Raw genomic sequence first — 26,371 nt, 5'->3', positions numbered from 1 at the left:
CACCCATGATTTCCAAACATGGATGGTGGCTCCTCGCCGCGGCGGGGCTGGTGGTGCTGATCCTGCTCCGCCGGATCCTCCGCCGGGCCCTGCGCCGCTGGTCCTGGCGCCACGCCCTGCGGACCCGGCGGGAGCTGGGCTTCCGGCTGAACCCGGTCACCGTCACGCGGAAGCAGCGGCTCAAGCTGGACCTGCTGGCCGATCCCGAGCTCCGGACGCGGATCGCGGAACAGGCCGCGACCTCGGGTCGGGACGAGGCCAGCCTGCTGGCCGACGTGAGCCTCTACCTCGACGAGATCATCCCCAATTTCAACCTCATCACCACCTACACGTTCGGCAAGAGCCTCGCGGGCTGGCTGCTGCGCACCTGCTACCGCGTGCGCATCGGCCGCAGCGCCGAGGCCGCCCTGAACCGCATCCCCCGAGACGCGTCCGTGGTCTATGTGATGAACCACCGCAGCAACGCGGACTACCTGCTGGTGGCCTTCCTGCTGGCCAACCGCGTGTCCATCTCCTACGCCGTGGGCGAGTGGGCGCGGGTCTGGCCGCTGGAGCGCCTCTTCCGCAGCTTCGGGTCCTTCTTCGTGCGACGGCGCTTCCGCGATCCGCTCTACCACGCCGTGCTGGAGCGCTACGTGCAGCGGGCCGTGGCCCAGGGCACCACCCAGGGCATCTTCATCGAAGGTGGCCTCAGCCGCGATGGGCGGCTGCAGGCCCCCAAGCTGGGCCTGCTGGACTACATGCTCCGCGCCGGCGCGAAGGATCTGGTCTTCATTCCCGTGGGCATCAACTACGACCGGGTGGTGGAGGACAGCAACCTGGTGCGCGAGTCCCTGGGCAAGCCGCGGCGCAGCCCCCTGGCGCTCATCCGGCGGACCTCCCTCTGGCTGCTGGGCCTGGTCTGGCGCGGCGCCACCCGCCGCTTCCACCGCTTCGGCTACGCGGTGGTGAACTTCGGCCAGCCCATCCATGCCCGGGCCGCGCTGGAAGGCGCCGACCTGCGCGCCCTGGACTGGGAAGCCCGGAAACCTCTGCTGGAGGCCTTCGCCGATTCCCTGGCCCGGGCCGTGGGCGAGGAGGTGCCCATCACGCCCGTGGCGGCCGTCGCCTGGACCTATCGCAGCATGGACGATCCCGCCCCGGGCCGGGCTCAGCTGCGCGACCACCTGCTCGAGGTGTTCGCGGCCGCCCAGGCGCGGGGCCTGCCGCTCTATCTGCCCCGGGGCTCGTACCAGCGGGCCTTCGACGTGGGCCTGCGCGTGCTCCTCCTGCGGCGCATCCTCGTGCTGGAGGACGGCCACCTGGTGCTGCCACCCCACAAGGCGCCCCTGCTGGACTACTACGCCCATGGCGTGGACCACCTGCTGGAAAAGATCCGGACGCACTAGACTGGTGAATTCCCCCCGGAGTCTCCATGTCCAAGCTCGTCCGCATCGCCAATGGCCAAGGCTTCTGGGGCGACAGCATCGATGCCCCGGTGCGCCTGGTGGAGGCCGGGGGCATCGACTACCTGACCCTGGACTACCTGGCGGAGGTCACCCTCTCCATCATGCAGAAGCAGCGGCGCAAGGATCCCCAGCTGGGCTACGCGACGGATTTCGTGGACCTCATGAAGCGGGTGCTCCCCCAGCTCAAGGCCAAGGGCATCCGCGTGGTGGCCAATGCCGGCGGCGTGAACCCCGAAGCCTGCCGGACGGCGGTGCTGGAAGTGGCGAAGCAGCTCGGCGTCACCGGCCTGAAGATCGCCACGGTGACCGGCGATGACGTGCTGGCGCGCCTGCCCGAGTTCCAGGCCCAGGGCCTGAAGTTGGCGAACATGGACACGGACGAGGGCCTCTTCGATGCGCCGCGCGAGATCCTCAGCGCCAACGTCTACCTCCAGACCCAGGCCATGGTGGAGGCGCTGGAGACCGGCGCCGACATCGTGCTCACCGGCCGCTGCACGGATCCGGGTCTCACCCTGGCGCCCCTGATCCACGAGTTCCAGTGGGCAGCCGACGACTGGGACCGGCTCGCCGCCGGCACCGTGGCCGGGCACATCCTCGAGTGCGGTGCCCAGAGCACCGGGGGCAACTTCACCCGCTGGTGGGAGGTGCCCGAGCTCTGGAACGTGGGCTATCCCATTGCCGAGTGCTCGGAGGATGGCTCCTTCGTGGTGACCAAGCATGCGGGTACCGGCGGCATGGTCACGGTGGACACCGTGAGCGAGCAGCTGGTCTACGAGATGGGGGATCCGCGCCACTACATCACGCCGGACGTGGTGGCCGATTTCACCTCCATCCACCTCGAACAGGCCGGACCCGACCGGGTCCGCGTGAGCGGCATCCAGGGCCGGCCCCGAACGCCCTTCCTCAAGGTGAGCGGCGCCTACCTGAAGGGCTACAAGGCCACCGGCCAGCTGACGCTCAGCGGCCCCCGGGCCCTCGAAAAGGCCCGGCTCTGCGCCGACATCGTCTGGAAGCGCCTGCAGGCTGCGGGGTTCGAATACGAGCACACCGATGCCGAGTTCCTGGGCGCCAGCACGGTCCATGCGGGCATCGCCCCGGTTCCGGCGGATCCCGCCGAGATCGTGCTGCGTCTCAGCGTGAAGGATCCGGATCGTCGGAAGGTCGAGCGCTTCGGCCGGGAGATCGCGCCCCTGGTGACGGCGGGCCCGGCGGGCGTCACAGGATTCGCCGGGGGGCGTCCAAAGGCCCAGGAGATCGTGGCCTACTGGCCCGCCCTGCTGCCCCGGGAACTCGTCACATGGGGCGTGACAGTCGAGGAAATCTGATCCTTCAACCTGAACGGGTGCGCGGGGGTCCAATTCCTGCACCCTTGCGTTGCCTCCTCCAACCTCCCAACTTTTCTTCCTGACAGGTTCACGGAGTTCCCCATGACCATCCGCACCCGGCTTCTCCTCGGATCCATCGGCATCCTCGCCCTGCTGGGCTGCTCCAGTTCGGACAGCTACGGCCCCTCCTCCAGCTACCTGGTGAACGCCATCGCCGTGGCGGACATCGATGCCAACGGGCTGCCCGACATCCTCGGCCTGGTGTCCACCGAGGTTGGCGGTGCCTCCACCCAGGGCTATGTGTCCACGCGGCTCCAGTCCTCGGCGGGCGCCTTCGTGTTGCCCACCCGCTTCGGCGTGGGGAGGGGTCCCGCCAACCTGGTGGTGCAGGACGTCAATGGCGATGGGCGGCCGGATCTCGTGGTGGCCAATGCCGATGACCAGACCGTCAGCGTGCGGCTGGCCGACCCCGCCAAGGCGGGCTTCTTCCTGCCGGCCATCCTGCTCCCGACGCCCGGTCGGACCCCTCTGGACGTGGCCGTGGGCGACTTGAACGGCGACGGCCGGATGGACATCGTCGTGGCCGCCAGTGGCGCCAACAGTGTGCTGGTCTTCACCCAGACCGCGACGGGCACCTTCAATCCGCCGGTGGCCTACGCCGTGGGGGGCGATGCCCAGGCCGTGACGGTGGCGGATCTCGACGGGAACGGCCTGGCCGACATCGCCGTGGCCACCACCGCCAATGCGGTCTCCGTGCTCCTCCAGACCAGTGCCGGGACCTTCGCTCCAGCCGTGGACTACGCCACGGGCATCCAGCCGGTCGCCATCCGGGCCGCGGACGTCGACGGCGACGGCAAGCTCGACCTGCTCACCGCCAACTTCGGCGCGGCCACGAACCCCGACGGCCAGGGCCTGAGCGTGCTGATCCAGGGCGCGCCCGGCACCTTCGCCGCGCCGGTGCACTACGCCACCGCCTACCGGGCCGTGGCCCTGGCCGTGGGTGATCTCAACGGCGACGGCAAGCCCGACATCGCCGTGGCCTGTGAGGGCCTGCCGGGCGATCCCGGCGCCGTGTCCGTCTTCCTCCAGACCCCGCCGGCCGCCGCCACGCCCGGCGTCTTCCTGGCCGCCGTCAACTACCGCGGCACCTGGGGCCCCATGGGCGTGGCCATTGCCGACATGGATGGGGACGGCCACCCGGACCTGGTGCTGGCCGATGGCGACATCGTGGTGCGCCTCAACAGCGGCACCACGCCGGGCACCTTCGGGCCACCGAACTTCTTCTACAACTGACGCCCAAAAAGCCCCGGATCCCGGGGCTTTTCTGGCGCAGGGAACGGGTCCCGGGTGAATATCACCCCAAACTGACGTTGATCTTGCGGGGCCGCACCTCGGGACGCTTGGGCACCATGAGGGTCAGGACGCCGTTGCGGAGCTCGGCCACCACCTTCTCGCCTTCCACGTCTTCGGGAAGGGTGAAGGTGCGGCTGAAGCGGCCGTGGCTGCGCTCTGAGAGGTGGATGCGCTCACCTTCCTTGGGCGCTTCCTCCTCGCGCTTGCCGGCGACGGTCAGGCGGGAGCCTTCGAGGCTGATCTCCAGGTCGGCCTCCAGGATGCCGGGCAGGTCCGCCCTGAACTGGTAGGCGTCCGGGATTTCCTTCACGTCGAAGCTGGGCATGAAGGCGGTGGGGGCGCCCGGTCCGTAGTCCAGGAGCGGGTCCCAGCGCAGGAAGTCGCGCATGAGACGGAAGGGCTCCAGGGACGCGGCCGTGGCCGGAACGGCCTGGGGGGTGCGGGTTCGCAGGATGCTCATGAAGTCCTCCTTTGGGAAATGGAGAACGGAAACGCTATGCTTCCGTTGCCGAATAAAATCTTAGTGTTTACTTATCATGTGTCAAGAGGGGTTCGATTTTTTCGTTAACTCCTTGAATGACACCTCTTGACACTTTTCAACGGCTGGGTAGATTGGGGGCCGCCCTGGAGGTTTCATGCGACGGAGCATGCTGATCGTCGGTTTGCTGCTGGCGGGCATCCTCGCCGGCTGGTGCGGCCACGCGCTCACCCCCAGCCTGGCGAAGCCGCGGGCGGTGGAGCCCCGCGGCGCCCTCCCCGAGTGGGAGCAGGTGCCCATCCGGCGCTTCAAGGAGGCCGCTCCCAGCGTGGTCTACATCACCACCACGGAAGAACGGAGCCGCGACTTCTTCGGCCTCGACGTGGTGGAGGTGCCCGCGGGTTCCGGCACCGGCTTCATCTGGGATGACCAGGGGCATGTGGTCACCAATTTCCACGTCATCCAGGGCGCGGCGCGGGCCTACATCACTCTGGCGGACGGTAGCCGCCACGAGGCCGCCTACGTGGGCGGCGCACCGGACAAGGACCTGGCGGTGCTGCTGCTGGCCAAGACGCCCCCGAAGCTGCGGCCCATCCCCATCGGCACCAGCGCCGACCTGCAGGTGGGCCAGACCGTGCTGGCCATCGGCAATCCCTTCGGTCTGGACCAGACCCTCACCACCGGCGTGGTTTCAGCGCTCGGCCGGGAGATCCAGAGCGTCACGCGGCGGCGCATCGCCGGCGTCATCCAGACCGATGCGGCCATCAACCCCGGCAACAGCGGCGGTCCGCTGCTGGACAGCGCCGGGCGCCTCATCGGCGTGAACACCGCCATCCAGAGCCCCAGCGGCGCCAGCGCCGGCATCGGCTTCGCGGTGCCCGTGGACACCGTCAACCGCGTGGTGCCCCAGCTCATCGCCCGGGGCCGCCTGGAGCGGCCGGACCTGGGCTTCGAGCCCGTGGCCCCGCGCCTCGTGGAGCGGGCCTTCGGTCCCCAGAAAGGCGTGATGGTGGGCCGGGTGGTCCGCGGCGGGGCCGCCGCCAAGGCCGGACTCCAGGGTGTGGGCGCCGAGGGGCGCCGCGTCCTCCCGGGCGACCTCGTCCAGGGCGTCAACGGCCGGCCGGTGGAGGACTGGGATGCGCTCCTGGATGCCGTCGAGGCCCTGCCCCTGGGCGGCACCGTGGACCTGGAGGTGCTGCGCGAGGGCCGGAAGCTCCGGATCCCGCTCCGCCTTGAGGCGGCGAGAGACTAGCCGCGATTCTCCAGAGCCTCGGCGATGCGCCTGGTGTGCATCACCGAGCTGCGGATCAATCCCGGCAGCTCCTCGGGATCCCGGATGTCCTCGCACCCGAGGCGCACCCGCCAGTCGAGCTCGAAGACCAGCTCGACGCCACCCGCCGGGCTCACCTGGAGCAGGTTGACGACCGTTCCTTCGTAGACCGGGTGGTCCAGCAGGGTGAAGGTGATGGTGCGCGCCGCGGCGTCGGAGGCGATGTGCTCGCAGAAGGAGACGCCCCCCGGCAGCACCAGCTGGCGGACCACGGAACCATCGTCCCGGTCCAGGATCTCCGCGTCCAGGGCGTCCTCGATGTAGCGCTGGGGATGTTCCATCTTGTCGAGCAGCACCGCCCAGACCGTGTCCGGGGAGGCATCCACGGGGCTGCTGACACGATGGGTGGGCATGGGGCATCCGGGGCGGGGACCCAAGGCTACGCCCAACCGCCCCGCTCCGCCAGTTCAGTGGTGGACGCCCCGCGGCTCGTAGTGGGTGTGCAGCAGGTGGTGGGACGTCTCCCCGAGGGGGACGCCCAGGAAGTCGCGGTAGAGGGCCGCGATGGCCGGGTTGTCGTGGGACATCCGCACGGGCTTGCCCTCGTCCTCGGCGAAGATGGCCTTCATGCGCTCGCGGCGCACCTCGTTGGTGGTGAAGCGGGGCTGCCCGCCGCCCCCGATGCACCCGCCGGAGCACGACATCACCTCGATGAAGTGGTAGGCCTTCTCGCCGGACTGCACCTGCTCGATGAGGCGGTCGGCGTTGGCCAGCCCATGGGCGACGGCCACCTTCAGGGTCTGCCCCTTCAGGAAGGCCCACTCGGGCACCGCGTCGGGAATGGTGATGGCCATCTCCTTCACGCCCTCCATCCCCTCGATGGGCGCCACGTGCAGCTTCTCGAAGGGGAACGGCGTGCCGGTGACCACGCACCAGACCGTGCGGAGGGCGGCCTCCATGACGCCGCCGGTGTTGGCGAAGATGTCCGCCGCGCCGGAGCTCATGCCCAGGGGCTGGTCCATGGCCTCGTCGGGCAGGGCCGTGAAATCCAGGCCGGACTGAGTGATCATGCGCCCTAGTTCACGCGTGGTGAGCACCGCGTCCACGTCCTGGAAGCCGCTGCCGTTCATCTCGGGACGCTGGGCCTCGAATTTCTTGGCCGTGCAGGGCATCACCGACACCACGTAGATGTCTTCGGGGCGCCGGCCGATGGACTGGGCGTAGTAGGTCTTGGCCAGGGCCCCGAACATCTGCTGGGGGGACTTGGCCGTGGACAGGTTCGGCAGCAGGTCCGGGTGGAAGTACTCCGCGAACTTGATCCAGCCGGGGCAGCAGCTGGTGAACTGGGGCAGGGCCACGGGCTTCTGCTCCACCAGGGCCTCCTTCAGCCGCATGAGCAGCTCGGTGCCCTCTTCCAGGATCGTGAGATCCGCGGCGAAGTTCGTGTCGAAGACGCCATCGAAGCCCAGCCGGCGCAGGGCCGCCGCCATGCGGCCCGTGACCAGGGTGCCCGGAGGCAGGCCGAAGCACTCGCCCAGGCCCGCGCGGATGGCGGGGGCCGTCTGCACGACGACGTGCTTGGTGGGGTCGCCCAGGGCCTCCCAGACGCGCTCGATGTGGTCCCGTTCCGTGATGGCCGCCGTGGGACAGACCGCCGCGCACTGGCCGCACTGCACGCAGGCCACCCGGTCGAGGTTCTGGCCGAAGGCCGGGGCCGCCACACACTCGAAGCCCCGGTCCTGGGCCCACAGCGCCCCCGTGGCCTGGAGCTCGCCGCAGACGGTGATGCAGCGGCGGCACATGATGCACTTGGCCGAGTCGCGGACCAGGGCCGGCGTGCTTTCGTCCACGAGGCGGTGGTGCTTGGCGCCCGTAAAATGCAGGTCGCGGATGTCCAGGTCCCGCGCCACCGCCAGGAATTCGCAATCGGTGGAGCGCCCGCAGGTCTGGCAGTCGCCCTCGTGGTCCGACAGCAGGAGCTCCATCACCGTGCGGCGGGCGGCCCGCACCTTGGGCGTGCTGGTGCGGATCCGCAGGCCCTCCGAGGCCGGCATGGAGCAGGAGGCCTGCAGGGCCTTGGCCCCTTCGACTTCCACCAGGCAGACCCGGCAGCCGCCCACCACGTGGACGCCTTCCAGGTAGCAGAGGGACGGAATGCGGATGCCCGCCTGCCTGGCCGCATTGAGCACCGTCGTGCCCTCGGGCACCCTCACTTCACTGTGGTCGATGGTGAGCTTGATCATCGAAGTCCCCTGGTTCGGGAAAAGGAAGGAACGGCAGATCTGTGGTGGGGGAATGACGTGGCCTCACGCATCGGCGCTCAGTCCCCGGATTCCCGGTAGTCGCACCTCAGGCAGCGCTTGGCTTCGCAGACGGCGACCTGTTCGGTCCAGGACTGCTCCACTTCGCTGAAGTTCTCCCGGCGGCGCTCCACGGGCAGCAGTTCCATGTGGGCGCGCGGATGGCGCACGGGCTCCGCATTGGGATCGAAGGGGACCGCACAGGCCTTCTCCTTCTGCCAGAAGGCATGCTCGGCGCCCGTGAACTGGGCGTCGATGGCCACCGCCGCACGCTCGCCCCCGGCCACGGCCTCCACCACCGAAGATGGCCCGGACACGGCATCGCCGCCGCTGTAGAGCCAGTCGAGGGAGGTGCGCCCTGTGTAGGGGTCGGCGGCGATGAAGCCGTCGCGGTTGAGGTCCACCTTCAGGCCGCCCAGCACCGTCGACGGCTCCAGCCGCTGGCCGATGGCGGTGATGACCTGATCGGCCGGCACCACGAAGGGCGCGTCCGGTCCCGCCTTGGGGCGGCGGCGGCCGCTGCCGTCGAACTCGCCCAGGACCATGGCCTGGCAGGACACGCCCGTCACCAGGCCATCCCAGGTGAGGATCTCCAAGGGCGCCGTGAGCACCCGGATCTTCACGCCTTCGTGCTCGGCCTCTTCGATCTCCTCGGCGTAGGCGGGCATCTCCTCCCGCGTGCGGCGGTAGAGCACGGTCACGGACTCAGCCCCCAGGCGGATGGCCGTACGGGCGGTGTCGATGGCCGCATTGCCGCCTCCGATGACCACCACCTGCTGCCCCACGGGCACGGAACCGCGGATGTTGTATTCCCGCAGGAAGCGGATGGCGTCGTCGACGCCCGCGGCCTCTTCGCCCGGAATCCCCAGGTGCTGGCCCAGGGGCGCGCCCACGCCCAGGAAGACGGCCTCGAAGCCGCGGTCCCGCAGGTCTTGGAGGCTGAAGTCCAGGCCCAGCCGCCGGTCGGTCTCGATGCGCACGCCCAGCCGCTCGATCATGCGGACTTCCTGGGAGAGGATCTCCCGCGGCAGACGGTAGGCGGGAATGGTCTGGACGGGCATGCCGCCGGGACGCGATTCCGCCTCGAAGACGTGGGGCTTGTAGCCCAGGCGCGCCAGGAAGTACGCGCAGGAGAGGCCCGCGGGACCGGCGCCGATGATGGCCACCTTACGCTTGGCATTCGTCTCGCTGATCCGGACCTCGGGATGCTGCATGGTGGCTTCCTCGTCCACCATGAAGCGCTTGATGCCGCGGATGGAGAGGGCCTCGTCCACCATGCCCCGGCGGCACTTGTCCTCGCAGGTGTGGAAGCAGACCCGGGCGCAGACGGCCGCGAAGGGATTGCGCTCGCGGTGCAGGCGCAGGGCCTCGGCGATGCGGCCCTGGCCCACCAGGGAGATGAAGCCCGGCACGTCCACGTTGGCCGGGCACGCGCTCTGGCACGGCGCCCGCACCAGCTCGGGACACACGCCCGCGGGGCAGCGCTTGTCGTGGATGTGGGCCTCGTACTCGGCGCGGAAGTGGCGGATGGTGGACAGCACCGGGTTGGGCGCCGTCTGGCCCAGGCCGCAGAGCGAGGTCTCGCGGATGATGCGGCCCAGCTCCTCCAGCTTCTCGATGTCGCCCTCTTCGCCCTTGCCGGTGCAGATGCGATCCACGATCTCCAGCATCCGCCTGCTGCCGATGCGGCAGGGCGGGCATTTCCCGCAGGATTCGTCCTGCACGAAGTCGAGGAAGAAGCGCGCCATGTCCACCATGCAGGTGTCCTCGTCCATGACGATGAGGCCGCCCGATCCCATGATCGCGCCCAGATCCTGCAGGGCTTCGTAGTCCACGGGCACGTTCAGGTGCTGCACGGGGATGCAGCCCCCCGATGGGCCGCCCAGCTGCGCGGCCTTGAACTTCTTGCCGTTGGGGATGCCGCCGCCCAGCTCGTAGATGATGTCGCCCAGCGGCGTGCCGATGGGGATCTCCACCAGGCCGGTGTTGCGCACGGTGCCGGCCAGGGCGAAGACCTTCGTGCCCTTGGATTGCCCGGTGCCGAAGCTCGCATACCAGGCGGCCCCGCGCAGGATGATGGCGGGGATGTTCGCGTAGGTCTCCACGTTGTTCAGCATGCTGGGCTTGCCCCAGAGCCCGGCCTGGGCCGGGAAGGGCGGCCGGGGGCGCGGCTCGCCGCGCTTGCCCTCGATGGAGGTCATGAGCGCCGTCTCCTCGCCGCAGACGAAGGCGCCCGATCCCATGCGGATCTCCAGATCGAAGGAGAACCCGCTGCCCAGGATGTCCGTGCCCAGGAAGCCGCGCTGCCGCGCCTGCTGGATGGCGATCTCCAGGCGCTCCACGGCCAGGGGATATTCCGCCCGGACATAGGCATAGCCCTGCCCCGCGCCGATGGCGTAGCCCGCGATGGCCATGGCCTCGATGACGCTGTGGGGATCGCCCTCCAGGATGCTGCGATCCATGAAGGCGCCGGGGTCCCCCTCGTCGCCGTTGCAGAGCACGTATTTCACGTCGCCCGGGGAACGGCGGCACAGCTCCCACTTGAGCGCCGTGAGGAAGCCCGCCCCGCCGCGCCCGCGCAGCCCCGAGGCCTTGACCTCGGCGATGACGTCCTCGCTGGACATGCCGTGCAGGACCTTCTTGAGGGCCTCGTAGCCCTGGTGGGCGATGGCATCGTCGATGCTCACGGGGTCGATCACCCCGCAGTTCCGGAGGGCGATCTTCACCTGCCGCTGGAAGAAGGGGTTGTCCGTGACCCGGGCCATGGCCTCGCCGGTGTCGGCCTTGCGCCAGGTCAGCCGCTCGATGACCTCGCCCCGCTCCACCGTGCGCTCGACGATCTCGTCCACGTCGGCCAGGTCGATCTTCTGGTACAGGATGCCCTCGGGTTCGCAGAGCAGCACCGGCCCACCGGCGCAGGGGCCCAGGCAGCCGGTCTCCACGATCCTCACGTCGAGGCCGCGCCTGTGCAGCGCTTCGCGGAGGGCCGTGGCCAGCGGCACCGCGCCTGCGGCCACGCAGCCGGCGCCGGAACAGAGATGAAGGGCCTGGATTCGCGTCATGGCGGCCTCCCCGCTTACTCGTAGGACTGGAGGATCGAGGCGATCTGGTTGGGCTTGATGCTCTGGTGGACCACGCTGTCCACCATGCAGGCCGGGGCGATGCCGCAGGCGCCCAGGCAGCGCGCCACCTCGAGCGTGAACTGGAGGTTGGGCGTGGTCTGGCCCACCTCGATGCCCAGCGCCTGCTTGAGGCCCGCCAGCACCCGGTTGGCACCACGCACGTAGCAGGCCGTGCCGAGGCACACGCGGATGGTGTGGCGCCCCCGGGGCTCCGTGGAGAAGAAGCTGTAGAAGCTCACCACGCCCGCCACCTCGCTGTAGGACTTGTTCAGCCCCGAGCAGATGCGCAGAAGGGCCGGTTCGGGCAGGTGGCCGTAGATGCCCTGGGCGATCTGCAGCACGGGAATGAGCCCGCCAGGCACTGCCTGGTACTGCTGAATGGTCTCGTCCAGGCGCAGACTCAGGTCCGCCTCGCTGGCCGCGCCTCCGCAGGAACACACACCACAGCCGCTCATGCACCCTCCGATGAAGGGGCGGGAGTGGTCGACCTCGGGTTTGTGCGACTCAGTCCCGCATCAAGAACCTGGAAACCAATTCACCTTGAATCACCCTGGGCTCAGGCTCGGAACATGCCGGGACGAGGGCGCGCCCCATCCTCAGTCAAAAACAACCTATGAGTCAACAACAGTTCAACGGACCACCGGGTGGGTGATCAGAGCATTCTCTGGCGGAGCTGTTTCAGCCCTGGATCCAGACGGGATCGAGCCCCAGCAGCAGCCTCACGGCCTGGCGGCCGCGGGGTCCGGGATCCACGGTGAAGTCGTTCACCCAGGCGTTCACGTAGCGGCCGATCATCTCGCGGTCCATGCCCCGGCCGAAGGACTGGCTGTAGTCCACGCTCTCCCAGTGGCGCTCGCGGGCCAGCTCGACGCTCTTGCGCATGAGCACGGCGAAGCGCTGCTTCACCTCGGCGGGCAGATCCTTGCGGATGGCGTTCCCGCCCATGGGCAGGGGCAGGTCGTAGGCGTGCTTCCACCAGGCGCCCAGATCCACCACCAGGCGCAGGCCCGCGTCGTGGTACATGAGCTGGCTCTCGTGGATGAGCAGGCCTGCCTCGAAGCGGCCCTCGACGACCGCCGGCAGGATCTGGTCGAAGGGCAGCAGCTCGACCTCGGGCTCGAAGCCGTGCTCCGCGCACCACTTCCGCATGGACAGGTAGGCCGAGGTGCGGCGGCCCGGGATGGCGATGGTGAGGCTCTTCAGGGCCGCCACGTCCAGGGGCGTGCGGCTCACCACCAGGGGTCCGGTGCCCTCCTGGATGCTGCTGCCGGCCGTCAGCAGGTCATAGCGGTCCCGCAGCTCGGGGTAGGCGCCGAAGCTGATGGCGGTGACGTCGTACCGGCCCTCCGTGGCTTCCGCATTCAGCTGCTCGATGTCCTTGCGGATGAACTCGATCTCGAAACCATCCGGCTCCATCCAGCCCAGGGCCAGGGGGGCCATCATGTAGGCGTCGTCGGAGTCCGGGCTGTGGGCGATGGTGAGCTTCATGGCGATCCTCGCCGTCCAGTTCAGCACAGATCGGGTGGATTCAGAACGGGAGGGTCCCCTGGGTCGGTTCCACCGGTCGTTCCCGGGACCGCCCACCCAGGTGGGAGGTGACCATCGCGTACAGGTCGTGGATCGAGTAGGGCTTCTGGAGGAAGCCCGCGGCCTGCTCGCCGATCCCGTCATGGATGGATTCGTGCTCGGTGTAGCCGCTGCTGAGGATCACGGGCTTGCGGGGGTCCAGCAGGTGGATCTGCCGGAAGGCCTCGAGGCCGTCCATGTGCGGCATGGTGATGTCCATCAGAACCAGATCCAGGTTTGCGCCCTCCTTCTGGAACAGGGCCACCGCCTGGCGGCCATCCCGGGCGACGTGGACCCGGAGTCCCATGCTCTCCAGCATGTCGGAGACCGACGACACGATCATCTCCTCGTCATCCACCAGCAGTACGCTGCCCTGGAGCCTGGTCCTGGGCGGCCGCGGCTTCATTCCCTTGACCGCCAGAGGCTGCGCCGAGGCCCGGAAGTAGATGCGGAAACGCGTGCCCTGGCCGGGCCAGCTGTCGATCTGCATCCCGGCACGATGCCCCCGCAGGATCCCTAGGATCGCCGACAGGCCGAGACCCCGGCCCGTGGTCTTGGTGGTGTAGAAGGGGTCGAAGATCCTGGCCTGCACCTCGGGGCTCATCCCGCAACCGGTGTCACTGACCTCGAGGACCACGTAGGGGCCGGGCTCGAGATCCTGGCCCCGGAACTCACCCGCGATGTCATCCGGCCCCAGCTGGGCGGCCCGGGTGACGACGTGGATGGCGCCCTCCAGCCCCCCCATGGCCTCCGAGGCATTGGCCAGGAGATTCAGGATCACCTGCTGGACCTGGGCGGCGTCCGCTTCGATGGGGGACAGACCCAGGGCGAGATCGAAGCGCAGGGTGATCTTCTTGGAGACGGTGACCTTCACGAGGTCGTTCATGCCCTGGATGATCTGGTTCAGGGCGTGGGGCTGGACGATGAACCGCCCCCGCCCCGAGTAGGCCAGCATCTGGCGTGTGAGATCCGCGGCACGCTGGAGGACCTGCTCCATGGCGTCCAGGTGCCGGAGGGCGGGGGAGCCCGGATCCAGCTGGATCTGGGCCAGGTTGAGGAAGCCCTGGAGCGCGGCCAGCAGGTTGTTGAAGTCATGGGCGATGCCGCCGGACAGGATGCCCAGGCTCTCGAGCTTCTGGGCGTGCAGCAGCTGGCGCTCCAGGTTCAGGCGCTCGTTCTCCGACTGCTTCCGCTGGGTGATGTCCTCAAAGAGCGTGGCGATCTGGCCCTGGACGGGCGAGAAGGCCTGTACGAGGAAATGCCTGGCCAGGCCGGGGACCGCCAGTTCGAACGAGGCGATGCCCTCGGTCCCCTGCAGCGCCATCAGCTCGGCCCGATGCTCCAGGAGCCCCGCGCCGAAGATGGCGAAGCTGTCGTCCCCCTGGATGGCCTTCCGGTCCAGGCCGAACATGGCGAGGCAGTTGGGATTCGCGTCCAGGATGGTCAGTGCCGGCCCGGCTCCCGACTCCCCTGGCACCACGCTGTGGATGGCGAGGCCTTCCTTCATGGAGCCGTAGAGCGAGCGGTACTTCTGTTCGCTCTCCTTCAGCGCGCTGGCGGATTCCTGGACCTCCCGCAGCGTGAGCCTCCGGAATACGAGGATCACCAGGAATGCGAAGGCCAGCGAGCCCAGGGCCACCACCAGGGTCTTGAGCAGGAGCGGCTTGAGCGAGTAGCTGGCCCGCAGGCGGCCGACGACTTCCCCCGCGTCGTAGATGTCGTGCAGATGCGTGGCCTGCAGGGCCCCGTTGGCGCGGCCCTTGCGCGCGATCAGCGTGCCATCGTTACCCACGAGCTCCACCGATTCGGAGCGGTCCTCCGCCACCCCCCGTTCCAGCAGTTCCGTCAGCCTCAGTTCCTCGAACCGCCACATCGTGGGATTGGCCGCGATGAGCTGGGACACTTCCCGGGCCCGCAGCTCGGTGCGGGCCGCCATGACGCCCCGCAAGTACTGGTGCGACCCCATGAAGAACAGCAGCGGCACCAGCACCGTGACCAGCCCGGAGATGCCCCAGACGATCAGGCGCGTGCGCCGCTGGACCGAGTCGCTAGTCATGGGGTCATCGCGCGGGGGTGGCCGAGGCCGTGACCCAGACCCCCGCCTTCTGGGCCAGTGCGCGGCCCTGTTTCGAGTAGATGAAGGTGATGAAGGCCATGGCCGCCGGAGTCGTCCCGCCTGCGATCACGATGTGGATGTCCTTGACCAGGGGGTAGGTCCCGCCGGCCAGCGCGGCCGTGGTCGGGCTGATGCCATTCAGCGTGAGGACCTTCAGGGGGAAGCCATCCTCCAGGACGCTGGCCAGACCGGCCACGCCGAATCCGCCCTGGGTCCGGGAGATCAGGGCCGTGGCCTCGGGGTCCGTCACGGCCACGAGCATCCCGGGTCGCGCCTGGGCCAGGGAGACTGCCTGGTTCATGGCGGGGGAGAAGCCGCGGAGGAGCTGCGTGTCGACATCCCCTTCCGGGCGCAGGACCAGCCGGAGGGCGGGCCCCTGACCCCATCGGGTCATCCGCCCGGCGAAGATGTCCTCCAGTTGCGCGGAGTTCAGGTCGGTGGCCGGAACCTCCTTCTCCGCGACGAGGGCCAGCGGTGTTTTGCCATAGGGGAAGAGCCGGGCCCCCTTGGCGGAATCCTCGGCCGAGAGGGGCTTGCTGCTCACGGCGATGTCGATGGCACCTGCGAGCAGGGCCTTCAGGGCGCCGGAACTGCCCAGAGGCTTGCCGGCAACGATCTCGACGTGCCGGTTCGAGTGCTGGTACGCCTCCGCCAGCGGCTTCAGCATGCTCATGGCGCTGCCGGAGCCGTTGACGCGGATGGTGTCGGTCACCTGGGCCGATGCAGACCAAGCGGTACAAAGCAGGAACAGGACGGTCCAGGCGCTGGTTTTTCGCATCGGCAAGCCCTCCCCTCCTCGAATTTCTGATCGACCGCCATCCTACCAACCCAAAGCGGATTGGTTGGTCAGGCAATGTCTGCCGACAATTTCACGCCCCCGGGAGGTCGCCTGGAATGGGCGCCACGGGAGCCCCGCTCAGCTGATGGCTTCGGGATTCCGCGCCGCGAGCTTGCCCTTCACGCGATCCACGGCCTTGGCGGCGAGGGCGTAGCGGGGATTCTCCTCCAGGGCGTGGCGGAAGTGCTCGAGGGCCTTGTCCAGCTGGCCCTTGGCCTCGAAGACGCGGCCCAGGTTGAAGTGGGGGAAGCAGTAGCTCTCGTACCGCTGGGCCTTCAGGGCCATGCGCAGCCAGGGGATCGCCTCGTCGGGCTCGTTCTGCTCCACGTAGTAGGCGCCGATGTCGTTGTAGGGGTTGCCGAACTCGGGATCCAGGTCGATGGCGCGGTGGCAGTCCTCGATGGCGGCGGCGTAGTCCTTCTCAAAGGAGCGGGCCCACCCGCGGAAGGTGTAGGCCTCCGCCGTGGGGCAGATCTCGATGGACTTGGTGTAGAGGCCGATGGCCTTCTCCACCTCCCCCTTCATGTGGAGCTGGTAGGCCTTCCCCACCCACTCCATGGCCTCCTGCCGTTTGTCCTGCCGATCTTGCGCGTCGCTCATTGGTCAACCTCGACGCCAACAGGATAAAACCTTCAGGAAGCGGCAGGGACGATTGTTCAATCTGGACCGCCCGGCAGCCCCGGGATAGCAAAAACAACCAGCTCATCATCTTATCTTGCCAAGACCACAACATCTGGGCATACCATGGCTTGCGTCTTTTCCACGAGGGTCCCGACATGGACACAGCCCTTCTCAACAAACCCTCCTTCGTCACGAACCAGAAGTTCCTCGGCTGGCTGGAGGAAGTCATCGAACTCTGCCAGCCCAAGGACATCCACTGGTGCGACGGCAGCGGCGAGGAGTTCGAGCACCTGTGCGGCAGGCTGGTGGAGGGAGGCACCTTCCGCCCCCTCAATCCGGCGAAGCGCCCCAACAGCTACCTGGCCTGGAGCGATCCCACCGACGTGGCCCGCGTGGAGGACCGCACCTTCATCTGCTCCAGGATCAAGGAAGACGCGGGCCCCAACAACAACTGGGAGGACCCCGACAAGATGAAGGGGATCCTCCAGGACCTGTTCCGGGGCTGCATGCAGGGCCGGACGCTCTACGTGATCCCCTTCAGCATGGGCCCCCTGGGCAGCCCCATCGCCCAGATCGGCGTGGAGCTGTCGGACTCGCCCTATGTGGCCGTGAACATGAAGATCATGACCCGCATGGGCAGGCGGGTCTGGGACGCGCTCGGCGATGGCGACTTCGTGCCGGCCCTGCACTCCGTCGGCATGCCCCTGCTTGCGGGCCAGAGGGACGTTCCCTGGCCCTGCAACCAGGAGAAGTACATCGTCCACTTCCCCGAGGAGCGCAGCATCTGGAGCTTCGGCAGCGGCTACGGCGGCAACGCCCTGCTGGGGAAGAAGTGCTTCGCCCTGCGCATCGCCAGCGCCATGGCCAGGGAGGAGGGCTGGCTTGCGGAGCACATGCTGATCCTCGGCGTGGAAGGCCCCGGCATGCCCAAGACCTACGTGGCCGCCGCCTTCCCCAGCGCCTGCGGGAAGACCAACTTCGCCATGCTCCGCACGCCCGAGGCCCTGAAGGACTTCAAGATCACCACCGTGGGCGACGACATCGCCTGGATCAAGCCAGGCCCCGATGGCCGCCTCCGCGCCATCAATCCCGAGGCCGGCTTCTTCGGCGTGGCGCCGGGCACGGGCATGAAGTCCAACCCCAATGCCATGCTCGCCATCGAGCAGAACACCATCTTCACCAACGTGGCCCTCACCCCCGATGGCGACGTGTGGTGGGAAGGCATGACGGACGAGGCGCCCGATGGCCTCATCAACTGGCAGGGGCAACCCCACGACAAGACCAGCGGCAAGCCCGCGGCCCACGCCAATGCCCGCTTCACGGCGCCAGCCCGCCAGTGCCCGTGCATCGATGAGGCCTGGGAGGATCCCGCAGGCGTGCCCATCAGCGCCATGCTCTTCGGCGGCCGCCGCGCCACCACGGTGCCCCTGGTGTTCCAGCCCGTGAGCTGGGCCTTCGGCGTCTACATGGCCTCCACCATCGGCAGCGAGACCACCGCCGCAGCCGCGGGCGCCATCGGCGCGGTGCGCCGCGATCCCATGGCCATGCTGCCCTTCTGCGGCTACCACATGGGCGACTACTTCAACCACTGGCTCCAGATGGGCCACGCGGTCGCCCACCCTCCCCAGATCTTCTGCGTGAACTGGTTCCGCAAGGGCCCCGACGGCAAGTTCCTGTGGCCGGGCTATTCCGAGAACATGCGCGTGCTGAAGTGGGTGGTGGAACGCGTCCAGGGCCGAGCCCGGGCCGTGGAAGGGCCCCTGGGCTGGATGCCGCTGGAGGAGGATCTCGAGCTCCGCGGGATGCCCGGTTTCGGCCCCGCCGAGTTCCAGGCCGTGATGAAGGTGGATGGCGACGAATGGCGCCAGGAGATGCTGCTCCACGAGGAGCTGTTCGAGAAGCTCACCGACCGCCTGCCCGCGGAATTCCCGGCCATGGGCCAGCTCCTCCAGGCCGCCCTGAGGCGCAGCCACCCCAGCGGGGAGCAGCCCGCCTCCGACAAGTAGCCTCCCCGCGCGACGGTTCCCCTCTATCCTGGAACCATGGCCAACGATCTCCCGGGTTCCTTCTGCCAGAACTGCCTTGCCTGGAACCCCGGGGATCGGGAGACCTGCCTGAAGTGCGGCACGCGTCTCCTCATCCTGGCCGGGGACCAGACCTGGGAGGACGAGCCCGACGAGTCCGACGGCGGCGAGGATCTGGAAGAGCACCTGCTGGAGCGCATCACGGGGCTGGAGGAGACCCTCCGCCGGGTGGAGACCTACCTGGAGACCGTCTCGGACCAGCTGGGCAAGCTGGAGCGCAGCGAGGTCATGCTGCGCAACGGCCTCATGGCCCTGGTGCAGGAGATGGAGCACAACCGCCAGCTGGATGCCCACGCCTTCTCCGAGCGCTGGGAGAGCCTCGTCGAGGAGAACCTGCACCTCATCAGCGCCCGGGAGCTGTTCACCCGCTACCGGGCCCGCATCCTGCCCATCGCCCGGCCCAAGTCCATGGCCCAGCTCAAGCGGGCCCTGCTGGAAACCACAGCCCTGCTGGAGGCCGCCGACCTGCCCGGCGCCGCCCAGCGCCTGGGTCAGGCCCTGCCCCTGGACCCCAAGAACTACGAGCTGCTCTTCACGGCGGCTTCCCTGCACGAGGCCTCGCAGAACTTCGAGGAGGCCGAGGTGCTCGCCCGCAAGGTCGTGGGCCTGAGCCCCCGCCACTTCGAAGCCTGGATGCTGCTGGGCAAGCTGCTGCAGGAACTCCCGGAACATGCCGACCAGGCCATCGAGGCCCTGCACCAGGCCGCGGACCTGCGCCCCGAGGACCCCGAGCCCCGCATGCTGCTGGCAGAGCTGTTGCTCGACCAGGACGACCTGCAGGGCGCCCTGGAGGCGGCCCAGGAGGCGGTGGCGCGGCGCAAGGACGGTGAGACGCTCCTGCTGCTGGGCCAGGTCCACGTGGCCCGCGGCGAGAGCGCCATGGCCGTGCCCGCCCTCAAGGAGGCCAGCGCCTACCTGCCCGGCGACCTGCACGTGCGGGAAGCCCTGGCCGAGGCCTACCTCCTGCAGGACGAGCGCCCCAAGGCCTTCGCGATCCTCCAGGAACTCCTCATGCAGAACCCCGGCGATCCCCACCTCCTGCTCATGCTGGACGCCGAGAGCCACCCCCAGCTGCGGGAGGCCCGGGATGGCAAGGCCGGCACCCAGCTCATGCTGGACGAGGTGGAGACGCTGCTGGACGAGAACCAGACCGAAGGCGCCGAGGTGCTGCTCAAGCGGGCCCGCCGCAAGGGCCGGAGCCAGCGCTCCGAATGGCTCGAGCTCCGCCTGGCCTTCCAGAAGGACCCCGAGGGCCAGATGAAGGCGGCCCTGAAGTTCGCCTGCTCCGACCACCATCCCCGGCTCTGCTTCCTGGCCCTGCGGCTGGTCCTCGAACACCTCATGGAGCAGAAGCGGGAACCCGAGATCACCAAGGCCCTGGATGCCTTCCTCTCCCGGCATCCCAAGAGCACCGGCGCGTGGGAGGCGGCCCTCATGCGGCTGGCCTACCGGCTCATGAACGGGGAGATCACGGTCCAGGACCTGGCTGAGGTCCGCCGGCTCCACACCCATCCCCTGCCGGGCCTGGAGCCCCGCGCCCGCACTCTGCTGGGCCAGTACCTGCTGGCCCTGAAGCGCCACCAGGAGGTGCTGGATCTGCTGGATCCCCTCATCGAGAAGGAACCCACCCTCATCAACCACTTCCAGCTCGGGGCCGCCCTGGTGGGCCTGGGAGAGCGGGACCAGGCCAGGGCCCTCCTGACCGAAGGCCTGGATGCCGAAGCCGGGGACCTCAACGAGAGCCAGGCCAAGGGTGTGAAGAACCAGATCCGCGGCCTTCTCAAGGAGTTGGACGAGACATCCCAGGCCTGAGGGGCCTCGTGACCGGGGCCACAGCCTATTAAGTTGACAATTTTGGTCGAGATTCCAGAATGAAGGGAATCGGGAGACGGCGATGAGCACCACCTTGAACGTGGTCACCAGCCAGGAATACAAGTACGGCTTCGTGACGGACATCGAGGCGGACAGCGTCGCGGCCGGACTCAACGAGGATGTCATCCGCTTCATCTCGGCCAAGAAGGGCGAGCCGGAGTGGCTGCTGGAGTTCCGCCTCAAGGCCTACCGCCACTGGCTGACCCTGGCCGAGCCGGACTGGGCCAAGGTGAGCTACCCCCGCCCCGACTTCCAGAAGATCGTCTACTACAGCGCCCCCAAGGCCAAGGCCCCCAAGTACGCCTCCATGGACGAGGTGGACCCGGAGCTGCTGCGCACCTTCGAGAAGCTGGGCGTGCCCATCAACGAGCAGGCCTCCCTGGCCGGCGTGGCCGTGGACGTGGTCTTCGACTCCGTCAGCGTGACCACCACCTACAAGGAGAAGCTGGCCACGGTCGGCATCATCTTCTGCAGCTTCAGCGAGGCCGTGCGGGAACATCCCGAGCTCATCAGGAAATACCTGGGCAGCGTGGTGCCCGCCGCCGACAACTTCTACGCGGCCCTGAACAGCGCCGTGTTCACGGATGGCAGCTTCGTGTTCATCCCCAAGGGCGTCACCTGCCCCATGGACCTGAGCACCTACTTCCGCATCAACAACAAGGAGTCGGGCCAGTTCGAGCGCACCCTCATCGTGGCCGAGGAAGGCGCCAGCGTGAGCTACCTGGAAGGCTGCACCGCGCCCCAGTTCGACACCAACCAGCTGCACGCGGCGGTGGTGGAGCTGGTGGCGCTCGACCATGCGTCGATCAAGTACAGCACCGTGCAGAACTGGTACGCCGGGGACAAGAACGGCGTGGGCGGCATCTTCAACTTCGTCACCAAGCGCGGCCTCTGCAAAGGCAAGGCCTCGCACATCAGCTGGACCCAGGTGGAGACCGGGAGCGCCATCACCTGGAAGTACCCCAGCTGCATCCTGCTGGGCGACGACAGCATCGGCGAGTTCTACAGCGTGGCCCTCACCAACCACAAGCAGCAGGCGGACACCGGCACCAAGATGGTGCACATCGGCAGGAACACCCGGAGCACCATCATCAGCAAGGGCATCAGCGCCGGCGACAGCTCCAACAGCTACCGCGGCCTGGTGAAGATCCAGCCCAAGGCCGAGGGCGCCCGCAACTTCAGCCAGTGCGACTCCATGCTCATCGGCCACACCTGCAGCGCCAGCACCTTCCCCTACATCGAGGTGCAGAACCGCAGCGCCAAGGTGGAGCACGAAGCCACCACCAGCAAGATCGGGGAGGAGCAGCTCTTCTACTTCCAGCAGCGGGGCATCCCGGCCGAGGAAGCCATCAGCATGATCATCAACGGCTTCTGCAAGGACGTCTTCCGCGAGCTCCCCATGGAGTTCGCCGTGGAGGCCACCAAGCTGCTGTCCCTGAAGCTTGAAGGAAGTGTGGGCTAAAGATGGAACCGCGAATGACGCGAATGGGCACGAATAAAAGCGCCGAATTCCATTCGCGAAAATTCGCGCCATTCGCGGTTGTCAGTTTGTTGTTGGAGTTTTAGATGCTTTCGATCAAGAACCTCACCGCCTCGATCAACGGCACGCCGGTGCTGAAGGGGATCGATCTGGAGATCAGGGCCGGGGAGACCCACGCCATCATGGGGCCCAACGGCTCGGGCAAGTCCACGCTGGGTAAGGTCCTGGCGGGCCATCCGGCCTACGAGGTCACGGGCGGCGAGGTGCTCTACGAGGGCCAGAACCTCTTCGAGATGGAAGCTGATGCCCGAGCCCGGGCCGGCATCTTCATGGGTTTTCAGCACCCCATCGAGGTGCCGGGCGTGAGCAACGCCTCCTTCCTGCGCCTGGCCTACAACAAGAAGGCCGAGGCCGAGGGCCGCGACGAGCTGGATCCCCTGGAGTTCGACGACTTCATCCACGAGAAGATCAAGGTCGTGGCCATGAAGGAGGAGTTCCTGGACCGCAGCCTCAACGAGGGCTTCTCCGGCGGCGAGAAGAAGCGCAACGAGATCCTCCAGATGGCGGTACTGGAGCCCAGGCTCGCCATCCTGGACGAGCTGGACAGCGGCCTCGACATCGACGCCCTGCGGGTGCTGGGCGATGCGGTGAACAAGCTGCAGCGCGCCGACCGAGCCCTGCTCATCATCACCCACTTCCCCCGCATCCTGGAGATCATCCAGCCCCAGTTCGTCCACGTGCTGTCGGGTGGCCGCATCCTCAAGAGCTCCGGCAAGGAGCTGGCCCTCGAGCTCGAGGAGCGGGGCTACGACTGGGTGCTGGAAGAGGCCGCCGCCGGGGGCGCGCGATGACCTCGGCCGTCATGGGTTCCAGCCTGCTGGTGGACCTGCTCAGCGGGCCCCGGCCCGCGGAGTGGGAGACCCTGCGGACGGAGGCCGAGGCTCGGCTGGCGGGCCGCGACCTGCCCACCACCGGGGACGAGGACTGGAAGTACACGGACCTGAAGGCCCTGGGCGGCATCGCCTTCGGCCCTGCGCCGAAGACCACGGTGGACGTCAGCGGCCACCTGCTCCCCGAGATGGTGGGCACCCGCCAGGTCTTCGTGAACGGCCACCACGCCCCCCATGCCAGCTGCGCCTCGGCGGTGCCCGCCGGCGTTCGCTTCCTGCCTCTCTCCACGGCCAGCGAGGCCTGCCACGCCCTCGGCATGGTGGGACCAACCCACAACCAGAGCCCCTTCGAGGATCTCAACACCGCCCGCTTCGAGGACGGCGCCGTCCTCCTGGTGCCCAAGAACATGAAGGTGGCCCTGCCCCTGCACCTGCTCTTCATCACGAAGGCCGCGACTCCCGTGGCCGTCTTCCCGCGGCTCATGGTGGTGCTGGAGCGCGGCGCCGAGCTGGAGTTGGTGGAAGAGCATCACGGCGAGGGCACCTACCTGACCTGCCCCGTGGTGGAGGTCCGCGTGGCCGAGGGCGCCATCCTCCGCCACGAGCGGGTCCAGCGCGACAGTGACGAGGCTTTCCACCTGGGCACCCTCAAGGCCGAAGTGGCCAAGGGCGGTCAGTACCACTCCCGCACCCTGAGCTTCGGGGCCCGGCTCTCCCGACAGCAGCCCTGGGTGCGCCTGGCCGAAGGCGCCGAGGCAACCCTGGATGGGCTCGCCCTGCTGGATGGCACCCAGGTGGCGGATACGCACAGCTTCATGCTCCATGCCGAGCCGCACGCCAGCAGCCACCAGCTGCACAAGTGCATCGTGGACGGCCATGCCCGCGCTGTCTTCAACGGCCAGGTCCTGGTGGCGCCCAAGGCCCAGGGCACCGACGCGAAGCAGCAGAGCCGCAACCTCCTCCTCTCCGAGACGGCCCGGGTGGACACCAAGCCCCAGCTGGAGATCTACGCCGACGACGTGAAGTGCAGCCACGGCGCCACCGTGGGCGCGCTGGACCCCGAGGAGCTGTTCTACCTGCAGAGCCGCGGCCTCAACGCCGACGACGCCCGCAACCTCCTCACCTACGGCTTCGCGGCGGACGTGCTGACGCACATCCCCGTGGCCAGCCTGCGGCGGGCCCTGCGCCAGCTCGTCATGGCCCGCACCCAGGCGGCCTCGCTGGGAGATCTGGCATGAGCACTGTCCTCGATCCCCTCGACGTCGCCGCGGTCCGCCGGGACTTCCCCCTGCTGTCCCGCGTGCTGCACGGCAAGCCCGTGGTCTACCTCGACAGCGCCGTGAGCGGCCAGATGCCGCTGCCCGTCATCGAGCGCATGGCGAAGTACGAGCGGGAGGAGCACACCAACGTCCATCGCGGCGTGAGCACCCTCAGCCAGGAGGCCACCGATTTCTACGAGGCCGCCCGGGAGAAGGTGCGCAGGTTCATCGGCGCCGGCTCCATCAAGGAGATCGTCTGGACCCGCGGCACCACGGAGGCCATCAACCTCGTGGCCCAGACCTTCGGCCGCAAGGTGGTGAAGGCGGGCGACGAGATCCTGCTGTCCGCCATGGAGCACCACGCCAACATCGTGCCCTGGCAGATGCTGGCCGAGGAGAAGGGCGCCACCCTCAAGGTCATCCCCATGACCGATGAGGGCGAGCTGATCCTCGACTCGCTCGACGAGCTCATCACGGACCGCACGAAAATCATCGGCGTGGTGCACGTCAGCAACGTGCTCGGCACCGTGAACCCCGTGAAGGAGATCATCGCCAGGGCCCACGCCAAGGGCGTGCCCGTGCTGGTGGATGGCGCCCAGGCCGTGCCGCACCTGAAGGTGGACGTGGTGGACCTGGACGCGGATTTCTACGCCTTCAGCGGCCACAAGCTCTCGGGCCCCACGGGCATCGGCGTCCTCTACGGCAAGCTGGCCCACCTGGAGGCCATGCCCCCCTGGCACGGCGGCGGCAACATGATCCGCTCCGTCAGCTGGGAGAAGACCACCTACATGGCCGCCCCCGGCAAGTTCGAGGCGGGCACGCCCCCCATCGCCGCCGCCATCGGCCTGGGCGCCGCCATCGACTACCTGAATGGCCTCGGCCTGGACCGCATCGCGGCCCACGAGCATGAGCTGCTGGCCTATGCCACCGAACGGCTCTCCGCCATTCCGGGCCTGCGCATCCTGGGCACGGCCAGGGACAAGGCCAGCGTCATCTCCTTCGTGGTGGCGGGCATCCACCCTCACGACATGGGCAGCCTGCTGGACGGCGAGGGCGTCGTCGTCCGCGCTGGCCACCACTGCGCCCAGCCCGTCATGACCCGCTTCAACGTCCCCGCCACCACCCGCGCCTCCCTCGCCTACTTCAACACCCGCGAGGAGGTGGACGTGCTGGTCGCCTCCGTCCGCAAAGCCATCGAGCTGTTCTCATGAGCGACCCCCGCGAGCTGTACCAGCAGGTGATCCTGGAGCACAACAAGAAGCCCCGGAATTTCGGGAAGCTGGAGACCTGTACGCACCACGCCGATGGGCACAATCCTCTCTGCGGGGACGAGCTGACCCTGACCCTGGTCATCGAAAACGGCCTGGTGCAGGACATCAAGTTCCAGGGCAGCGGGTGCGCCATCGACGTGGCCAGCGCCAGCCTCATGACCGGCGCCGTGAAGGGCAGGCCCGTGGTCGAGGCCGAGGCCATGGCCGAGCAGTTCCGCGGCATGGTGCGCGGTGAGTTGGAGCCGGGCATCCAAACGCCCCTGCTCGGCAAGCTGACGCTCTTCAGCGGCGTCAAGGACCTGCCCAGCCGCGTGAAATGCGCCGTCCTCCCCTGGGCCACCCTCCACGCCGCCCTCAAGGGCGAGGCCGAAGCCTCAACAGAATAGGAACCGCGAATGGCGCGAATTTTCGCTAATAAAAGCCAGACCCCGACTCGCGCCAATGCCGACAGCCCGTTTTCCGCTTCTTCATTCGCGCCCATTCGCGTCATTCGCGGTTAAGAGTCCCTGATGCCCAAAATCGCCGAGATCGAATACACCCCCAACCCCAACGCCGTGAAGTTCGTGCTGAAGGAAGCCGTGGCCGTGGGCTTCCCCAAGTCCTTCCCCAGCGTGGAGACGGCGGAGCACGACGAGCTGGCGAAGAACCTCTTCGCCGTGGGGAACGTCACCTCGGTGTTCATGCAGGACAAGTTCCTCACGGTCACCAAGACCGACGACAAGGGCTGGCCCGAGATGCTGCCCCTGCTGGCCGCCCCCATCCGCGCCGCCGCGGGCACGGGCGGCGGCACCGGCGCCCCGGCCCCCGCGCGGGTCTTCACCAAGATCGAGGACGAGAACGATCCCATGCTGCGCGACATCCGCATGGTGCTGGAGAGCGCCATCCTGCCGGCCCTGGCCGCCGATGGCGGCGGCCTCGAGCTGATCGGCCGCCACGAGAAGCAGGTCATGATCCGCTATGTGGGCGCCTGCGGCAGCTGCCCGGCCAGCCTGACCGGCACGCTGGTGGCCATCGAAGGCATGCTGCAGAAGGAAGTGGACCCGGAGATCGTGGTGATATCGGTCTAGGCCAGGCGCAA

21 protein-coding genes are annotated in these 26,371 nt (G+C 68.2%); 12 read left to right on the top strand and 9 right to left on the bottom strand.

Annotated features, from left to right (window positions below):
* The first annotated feature begins 5 nt into the window (after nucleotides 1-5).
* The 3 genes from QOZ81_RS03500 (at nucleotide 6) to QOZ81_RS03490 (ending at nucleotide 4,066) form a co-directional block, all read left to right on the top strand.
* On the top strand, nucleotides 6-1,388 hold the full coding sequence (locus QOZ81_RS03500) for a 1-acyl-sn-glycerol-3-phosphate acyltransferase (RefSeq protein WP_291201574.1): 1,383 nt from the start codon (nucleotides 6-8) through the stop codon (nucleotides 1,386-1,388).
* A 26-nt stretch (nucleotides 1,389-1,414) separates the two neighbouring features.
* The gene (locus QOZ81_RS03495; protein WP_291201577.1) at nucleotides 1,415-2,773 is read left to right on the top strand and encodes an acyclic terpene utilization AtuA family protein; all 1,359 of its coding nucleotides are present in this window, start codon (nucleotides 1,415-1,417) and stop codon (nucleotides 2,771-2,773) included.
* Nucleotides 2,774-2,875: 102 nt separating this feature from the next.
* Nucleotides 2,876-4,066 carry an FG-GAP repeat domain-containing protein gene (locus QOZ81_RS03490; RefSeq protein WP_291201580.1) on the top strand — a complete coding sequence of 397 codons (1,191 nt, stop codon included), beginning with the start codon at nucleotides 2,876-2,878 and terminating at the stop codon, nucleotides 4,064-4,066.
* 61 nt (nucleotides 4,067-4,127) lie between these two features.
* On the opposite strand, the gene QOZ81_RS03485 is transcribed toward QOZ81_RS03490, so the two are convergent.
* Nucleotides 4,128-4,586, bottom strand: a complete 459-nt coding sequence (locus QOZ81_RS03485; RefSeq protein WP_291201583.1) for an Hsp20/alpha crystallin family protein — start codon at nucleotides 4,584-4,586, stop codon at nucleotides 4,128-4,130.
* A 175-nt stretch (nucleotides 4,587-4,761) separates the two neighbouring features.
* On the opposite strand from QOZ81_RS03485, the gene QOZ81_RS03480 reads away from it, so the two are divergent.
* Nucleotides 4,762-5,856, top strand: coding sequence for a S1C family serine protease (locus QOZ81_RS03480; protein WP_291201586.1), 1,095 nt, complete (start codon nucleotides 4,762-4,764; stop codon nucleotides 5,854-5,856).
* On the opposite strand, the gene QOZ81_RS03475 is transcribed toward QOZ81_RS03480, so the two are convergent.
* From QOZ81_RS03475 to QOZ81_RS03440, 8 genes are all read right to left on the bottom strand, one after another.
* Nucleotides 5,853-6,287, bottom strand: coding sequence for an AtaL-like protein (locus QOZ81_RS03475; protein ID WP_291201589.1), 435 nt, complete (start codon nucleotides 6,285-6,287; stop codon nucleotides 5,853-5,855). The genes QOZ81_RS03480 and QOZ81_RS03475 overlap by 4 nt on opposite strands.
* Before the next feature lie 54 nt (nucleotides 6,288-6,341).
* Complete coding sequence (locus QOZ81_RS03470; protein WP_291201592.1) at nucleotides 6,342-8,117, bottom strand: NADH-dependent [FeFe] hydrogenase, group A6; 1,776 nt, start codon at nucleotides 8,115-8,117, stop codon at nucleotides 6,342-6,344.
* A gap of 77 nt (nucleotides 8,118-8,194) precedes the next feature.
* On the bottom strand, nucleotides 8,195-11,236 hold the full coding sequence (locus QOZ81_RS03465; RefSeq protein WP_291201595.1) for an NADH-ubiquinone oxidoreductase-F iron-sulfur binding region domain-containing protein: 3,042 nt from the start codon (nucleotides 11,234-11,236) through the stop codon (nucleotides 8,195-8,197).
* Nucleotides 11,237-11,250: 14 nt separating this feature from the next.
* On the bottom strand, nucleotides 11,251-11,751 hold the full coding sequence (locus tag QOZ81_RS03460) for an NADH-quinone oxidoreductase subunit NuoE family protein (RefSeq protein ID WP_291201598.1): 501 nt from the start codon (nucleotides 11,749-11,751) through the stop codon (nucleotides 11,251-11,253).
* Nucleotides 11,752-11,974: 223 nt separating this feature from the next.
* Nucleotides 11,975-12,784, bottom strand: a complete 810-nt coding sequence (locus QOZ81_RS03455) for an MqnA/MqnD/SBP family protein (protein WP_291201601.1) — start codon at nucleotides 12,782-12,784, stop codon at nucleotides 11,975-11,977.
* Between the two features lie 40 nt (nucleotides 12,785-12,824).
* Complete coding sequence (locus QOZ81_RS03450) at nucleotides 12,825-14,918, bottom strand: hybrid sensor histidine kinase/response regulator (RefSeq protein WP_291201604.1); 2,094 nt, start codon at nucleotides 14,916-14,918, stop codon at nucleotides 12,825-12,827.
* A 4-nt stretch (nucleotides 14,919-14,922) separates the two neighbouring features.
* Nucleotides 14,923-15,756, bottom strand: a complete 834-nt coding sequence (locus QOZ81_RS03445; RefSeq protein ID WP_291207560.1) for a PstS family phosphate ABC transporter substrate-binding protein — start codon at nucleotides 15,754-15,756, stop codon at nucleotides 14,923-14,925.
* A 138-nt stretch (nucleotides 15,757-15,894) separates the two neighbouring features.
* On the bottom strand, nucleotides 15,895-16,416 hold the full coding sequence (locus QOZ81_RS03440; RefSeq protein ID WP_291201607.1) for a tetratricopeptide repeat protein: 522 nt from the start codon (nucleotides 16,414-16,416) through the stop codon (nucleotides 15,895-15,897).
* A gap of 176 nt (nucleotides 16,417-16,592) precedes the next feature.
* On the opposite strand from QOZ81_RS03440, the gene QOZ81_RS03435 reads away from it, so the two are divergent.
* The 8 genes from QOZ81_RS03435 to QOZ81_RS03400 all read left to right on the top strand — a co-directional run bounded on the left by QOZ81_RS03435 (nucleotide 16,593) and on the right by QOZ81_RS03400 (nucleotide 26,360).
* Complete coding sequence (locus QOZ81_RS03435) at nucleotides 16,593-18,443, top strand: phosphoenolpyruvate carboxykinase (GTP) (RefSeq protein WP_291201610.1); 1,851 nt, start codon at nucleotides 16,593-16,595, stop codon at nucleotides 18,441-18,443.
* Nucleotides 18,444-18,479: 36 nt separating this feature from the next.
* Entirely contained in the window at nucleotides 18,480-20,333 is a 1,854-nt protein-coding gene (locus QOZ81_RS03430; RefSeq protein ID WP_291201613.1) for a tetratricopeptide repeat protein, read from the top strand.
* Between the two features lie 82 nt (nucleotides 20,334-20,415).
* Nucleotides 20,416-21,855 carry a Fe-S cluster assembly protein SufB gene (gene sufB / locus QOZ81_RS03425; protein ID WP_291201616.1) on the top strand — a complete coding sequence of 480 codons (1,440 nt, stop codon included), beginning with the start codon at nucleotides 20,416-20,418 and terminating at the stop codon, nucleotides 21,853-21,855.
* Between the two features lie 104 nt (nucleotides 21,856-21,959).
* Nucleotides 21,960-22,724, top strand: a complete 765-nt coding sequence (gene sufC / locus QOZ81_RS03420) for a Fe-S cluster assembly ATPase SufC (RefSeq protein WP_291201617.1) — start codon at nucleotides 21,960-21,962, stop codon at nucleotides 22,722-22,724.
* Entirely contained in the window at nucleotides 22,721-24,001 is a 1,281-nt protein-coding gene (gene sufD, locus QOZ81_RS03415; protein WP_291201618.1) for a Fe-S cluster assembly protein SufD, read from the top strand. Before sufC ends, sufD begins: the two co-directional genes overlap by 4 nt.
* Entirely contained in the window at nucleotides 23,998-25,233 is a 1,236-nt protein-coding gene (locus QOZ81_RS03410) for a cysteine desulfurase (RefSeq protein ID WP_291201619.1), read from the top strand. Before sufD ends, QOZ81_RS03410 begins: the two co-directional genes overlap by 4 nt.
* Entirely contained in the window at nucleotides 25,230-25,679 is a 450-nt protein-coding gene (gene sufU / locus QOZ81_RS03405) for a Fe-S cluster assembly sulfur transfer protein SufU (protein ID WP_291201620.1), read from the top strand. Before QOZ81_RS03410 ends, sufU begins: the two co-directional genes overlap by 4 nt.
* Before the next feature lie 123 nt (nucleotides 25,680-25,802).
* The gene (locus tag QOZ81_RS03400; RefSeq protein ID WP_291201621.1) at nucleotides 25,803-26,360 is read left to right on the top strand and encodes a NifU family protein; all 558 of its coding nucleotides are present in this window, start codon (nucleotides 25,803-25,805) and stop codon (nucleotides 26,358-26,360) included.
* Nucleotides 26,361-26,371: the final 11 nt, after the last annotated feature.

Origin of the sequence: Geothrix sp., assembly GCF_030219325.1 — a bacterium.
Taxonomy (GTDB): domain Bacteria; phylum Acidobacteriota; class Holophagae; order Holophagales; family Holophagaceae; genus Geothrix.
Note: the sequence above shows the minus strand (reverse complement) of the source record. Positions and strands in the feature narration are given on the sequence as shown.

Bases quoted from the DNA above. Each gene is read 5' to 3' on its own strand.
- QOZ81_RS03500 (WP_291201574.1), top strand. From the start codon at position 6: ATGATTTCCAAACATGGATGGTGGCTCCTCGCCGCGGCGGGGCTGGTG.
- QOZ81_RS03495 (WP_291201577.1), top strand. From the start codon at position 1,415: ATGTCCAAGCTCGTCCGCATCGCCAATGGCCAAGGCTTCTGGGGCGAC.
- QOZ81_RS03490 (WP_291201580.1), top strand. From the start codon at position 2,876: ATGACCATCCGCACCCGGCTTCTCCTCGGATCCATCGGCATCCTCGCC.
- QOZ81_RS03485 (WP_291201583.1), bottom strand. From the start codon at position 4,586: ATGAGCATCCTGCGAACCCGCACCCCCCAGGCCGTTCCGGCCACGGCC.
- QOZ81_RS03480 (WP_291201586.1), top strand. From the start codon at position 4,762: ATGCGACGGAGCATGCTGATCGTCGGTTTGCTGCTGGCGGGCATCCTC.
- QOZ81_RS03475 (WP_291201589.1), bottom strand. From the start codon at position 6,287: ATGCCCACCCATCGTGTCAGCAGCCCCGTGGATGCCTCCCCGGACACG.
- QOZ81_RS03470 (WP_291201592.1), bottom strand. From the start codon at position 8,117: ATGATCAAGCTCACCATCGACCACAGTGAAGTGAGGGTGCCCGAGGGC.
- QOZ81_RS03465 (WP_291201595.1), bottom strand. From the start codon at position 11,236: ATGACGCGAATCCAGGCCCTTCATCTCTGTTCCGGCGCCGGCTGCGTG.
- QOZ81_RS03460 (WP_291201598.1), bottom strand. From the start codon at position 11,751: ATGAGCGGCTGTGGTGTGTGTTCCTGCGGAGGCGCGGCCAGCGAGGCG.
- QOZ81_RS03455 (WP_291201601.1), bottom strand. From the start codon at position 12,784: ATGAAGCTCACCATCGCCCACAGCCCGGACTCCGACGACGCCTACATG.
- QOZ81_RS03450 (WP_291201604.1), bottom strand. From the start codon at position 14,918: ATGACTAGCGACTCGGTCCAGCGGCGCACGCGCCTGATCGTCTGGGGC.
- QOZ81_RS03445 (WP_291207560.1), bottom strand. From the start codon at position 15,756: ATGCGAAAAACCAGCGCCTGGACCGTCCTGTTCCTGCTTTGTACCGCT.
- QOZ81_RS03440 (WP_291201607.1), bottom strand. From the start codon at position 16,416: ATGAGCGACGCGCAAGATCGGCAGGACAAACGGCAGGAGGCCATGGAG.
- QOZ81_RS03435 (WP_291201610.1), top strand. From the start codon at position 16,593: ATGGACACAGCCCTTCTCAACAAACCCTCCTTCGTCACGAACCAGAAG.
- QOZ81_RS03430 (WP_291201613.1), top strand. From the start codon at position 18,480: ATGGCCAACGATCTCCCGGGTTCCTTCTGCCAGAACTGCCTTGCCTGG.
- sufB (WP_291201616.1), top strand. From the start codon at position 20,416: ATGAGCACCACCTTGAACGTGGTCACCAGCCAGGAATACAAGTACGGC.
- sufC (WP_291201617.1), top strand. From the start codon at position 21,960: ATGCTTTCGATCAAGAACCTCACCGCCTCGATCAACGGCACGCCGGTG.
- sufD (WP_291201618.1), top strand. From the start codon at position 22,721: ATGACCTCGGCCGTCATGGGTTCCAGCCTGCTGGTGGACCTGCTCAGC.
- QOZ81_RS03410 (WP_291201619.1), top strand. From the start codon at position 23,998: ATGAGCACTGTCCTCGATCCCCTCGACGTCGCCGCGGTCCGCCGGGAC.
- sufU (WP_291201620.1), top strand. From the start codon at position 25,230: ATGAGCGACCCCCGCGAGCTGTACCAGCAGGTGATCCTGGAGCACAAC.
- QOZ81_RS03400 (WP_291201621.1), top strand. From the start codon at position 25,803: ATGCCCAAAATCGCCGAGATCGAATACACCCCCAACCCCAACGCCGTG.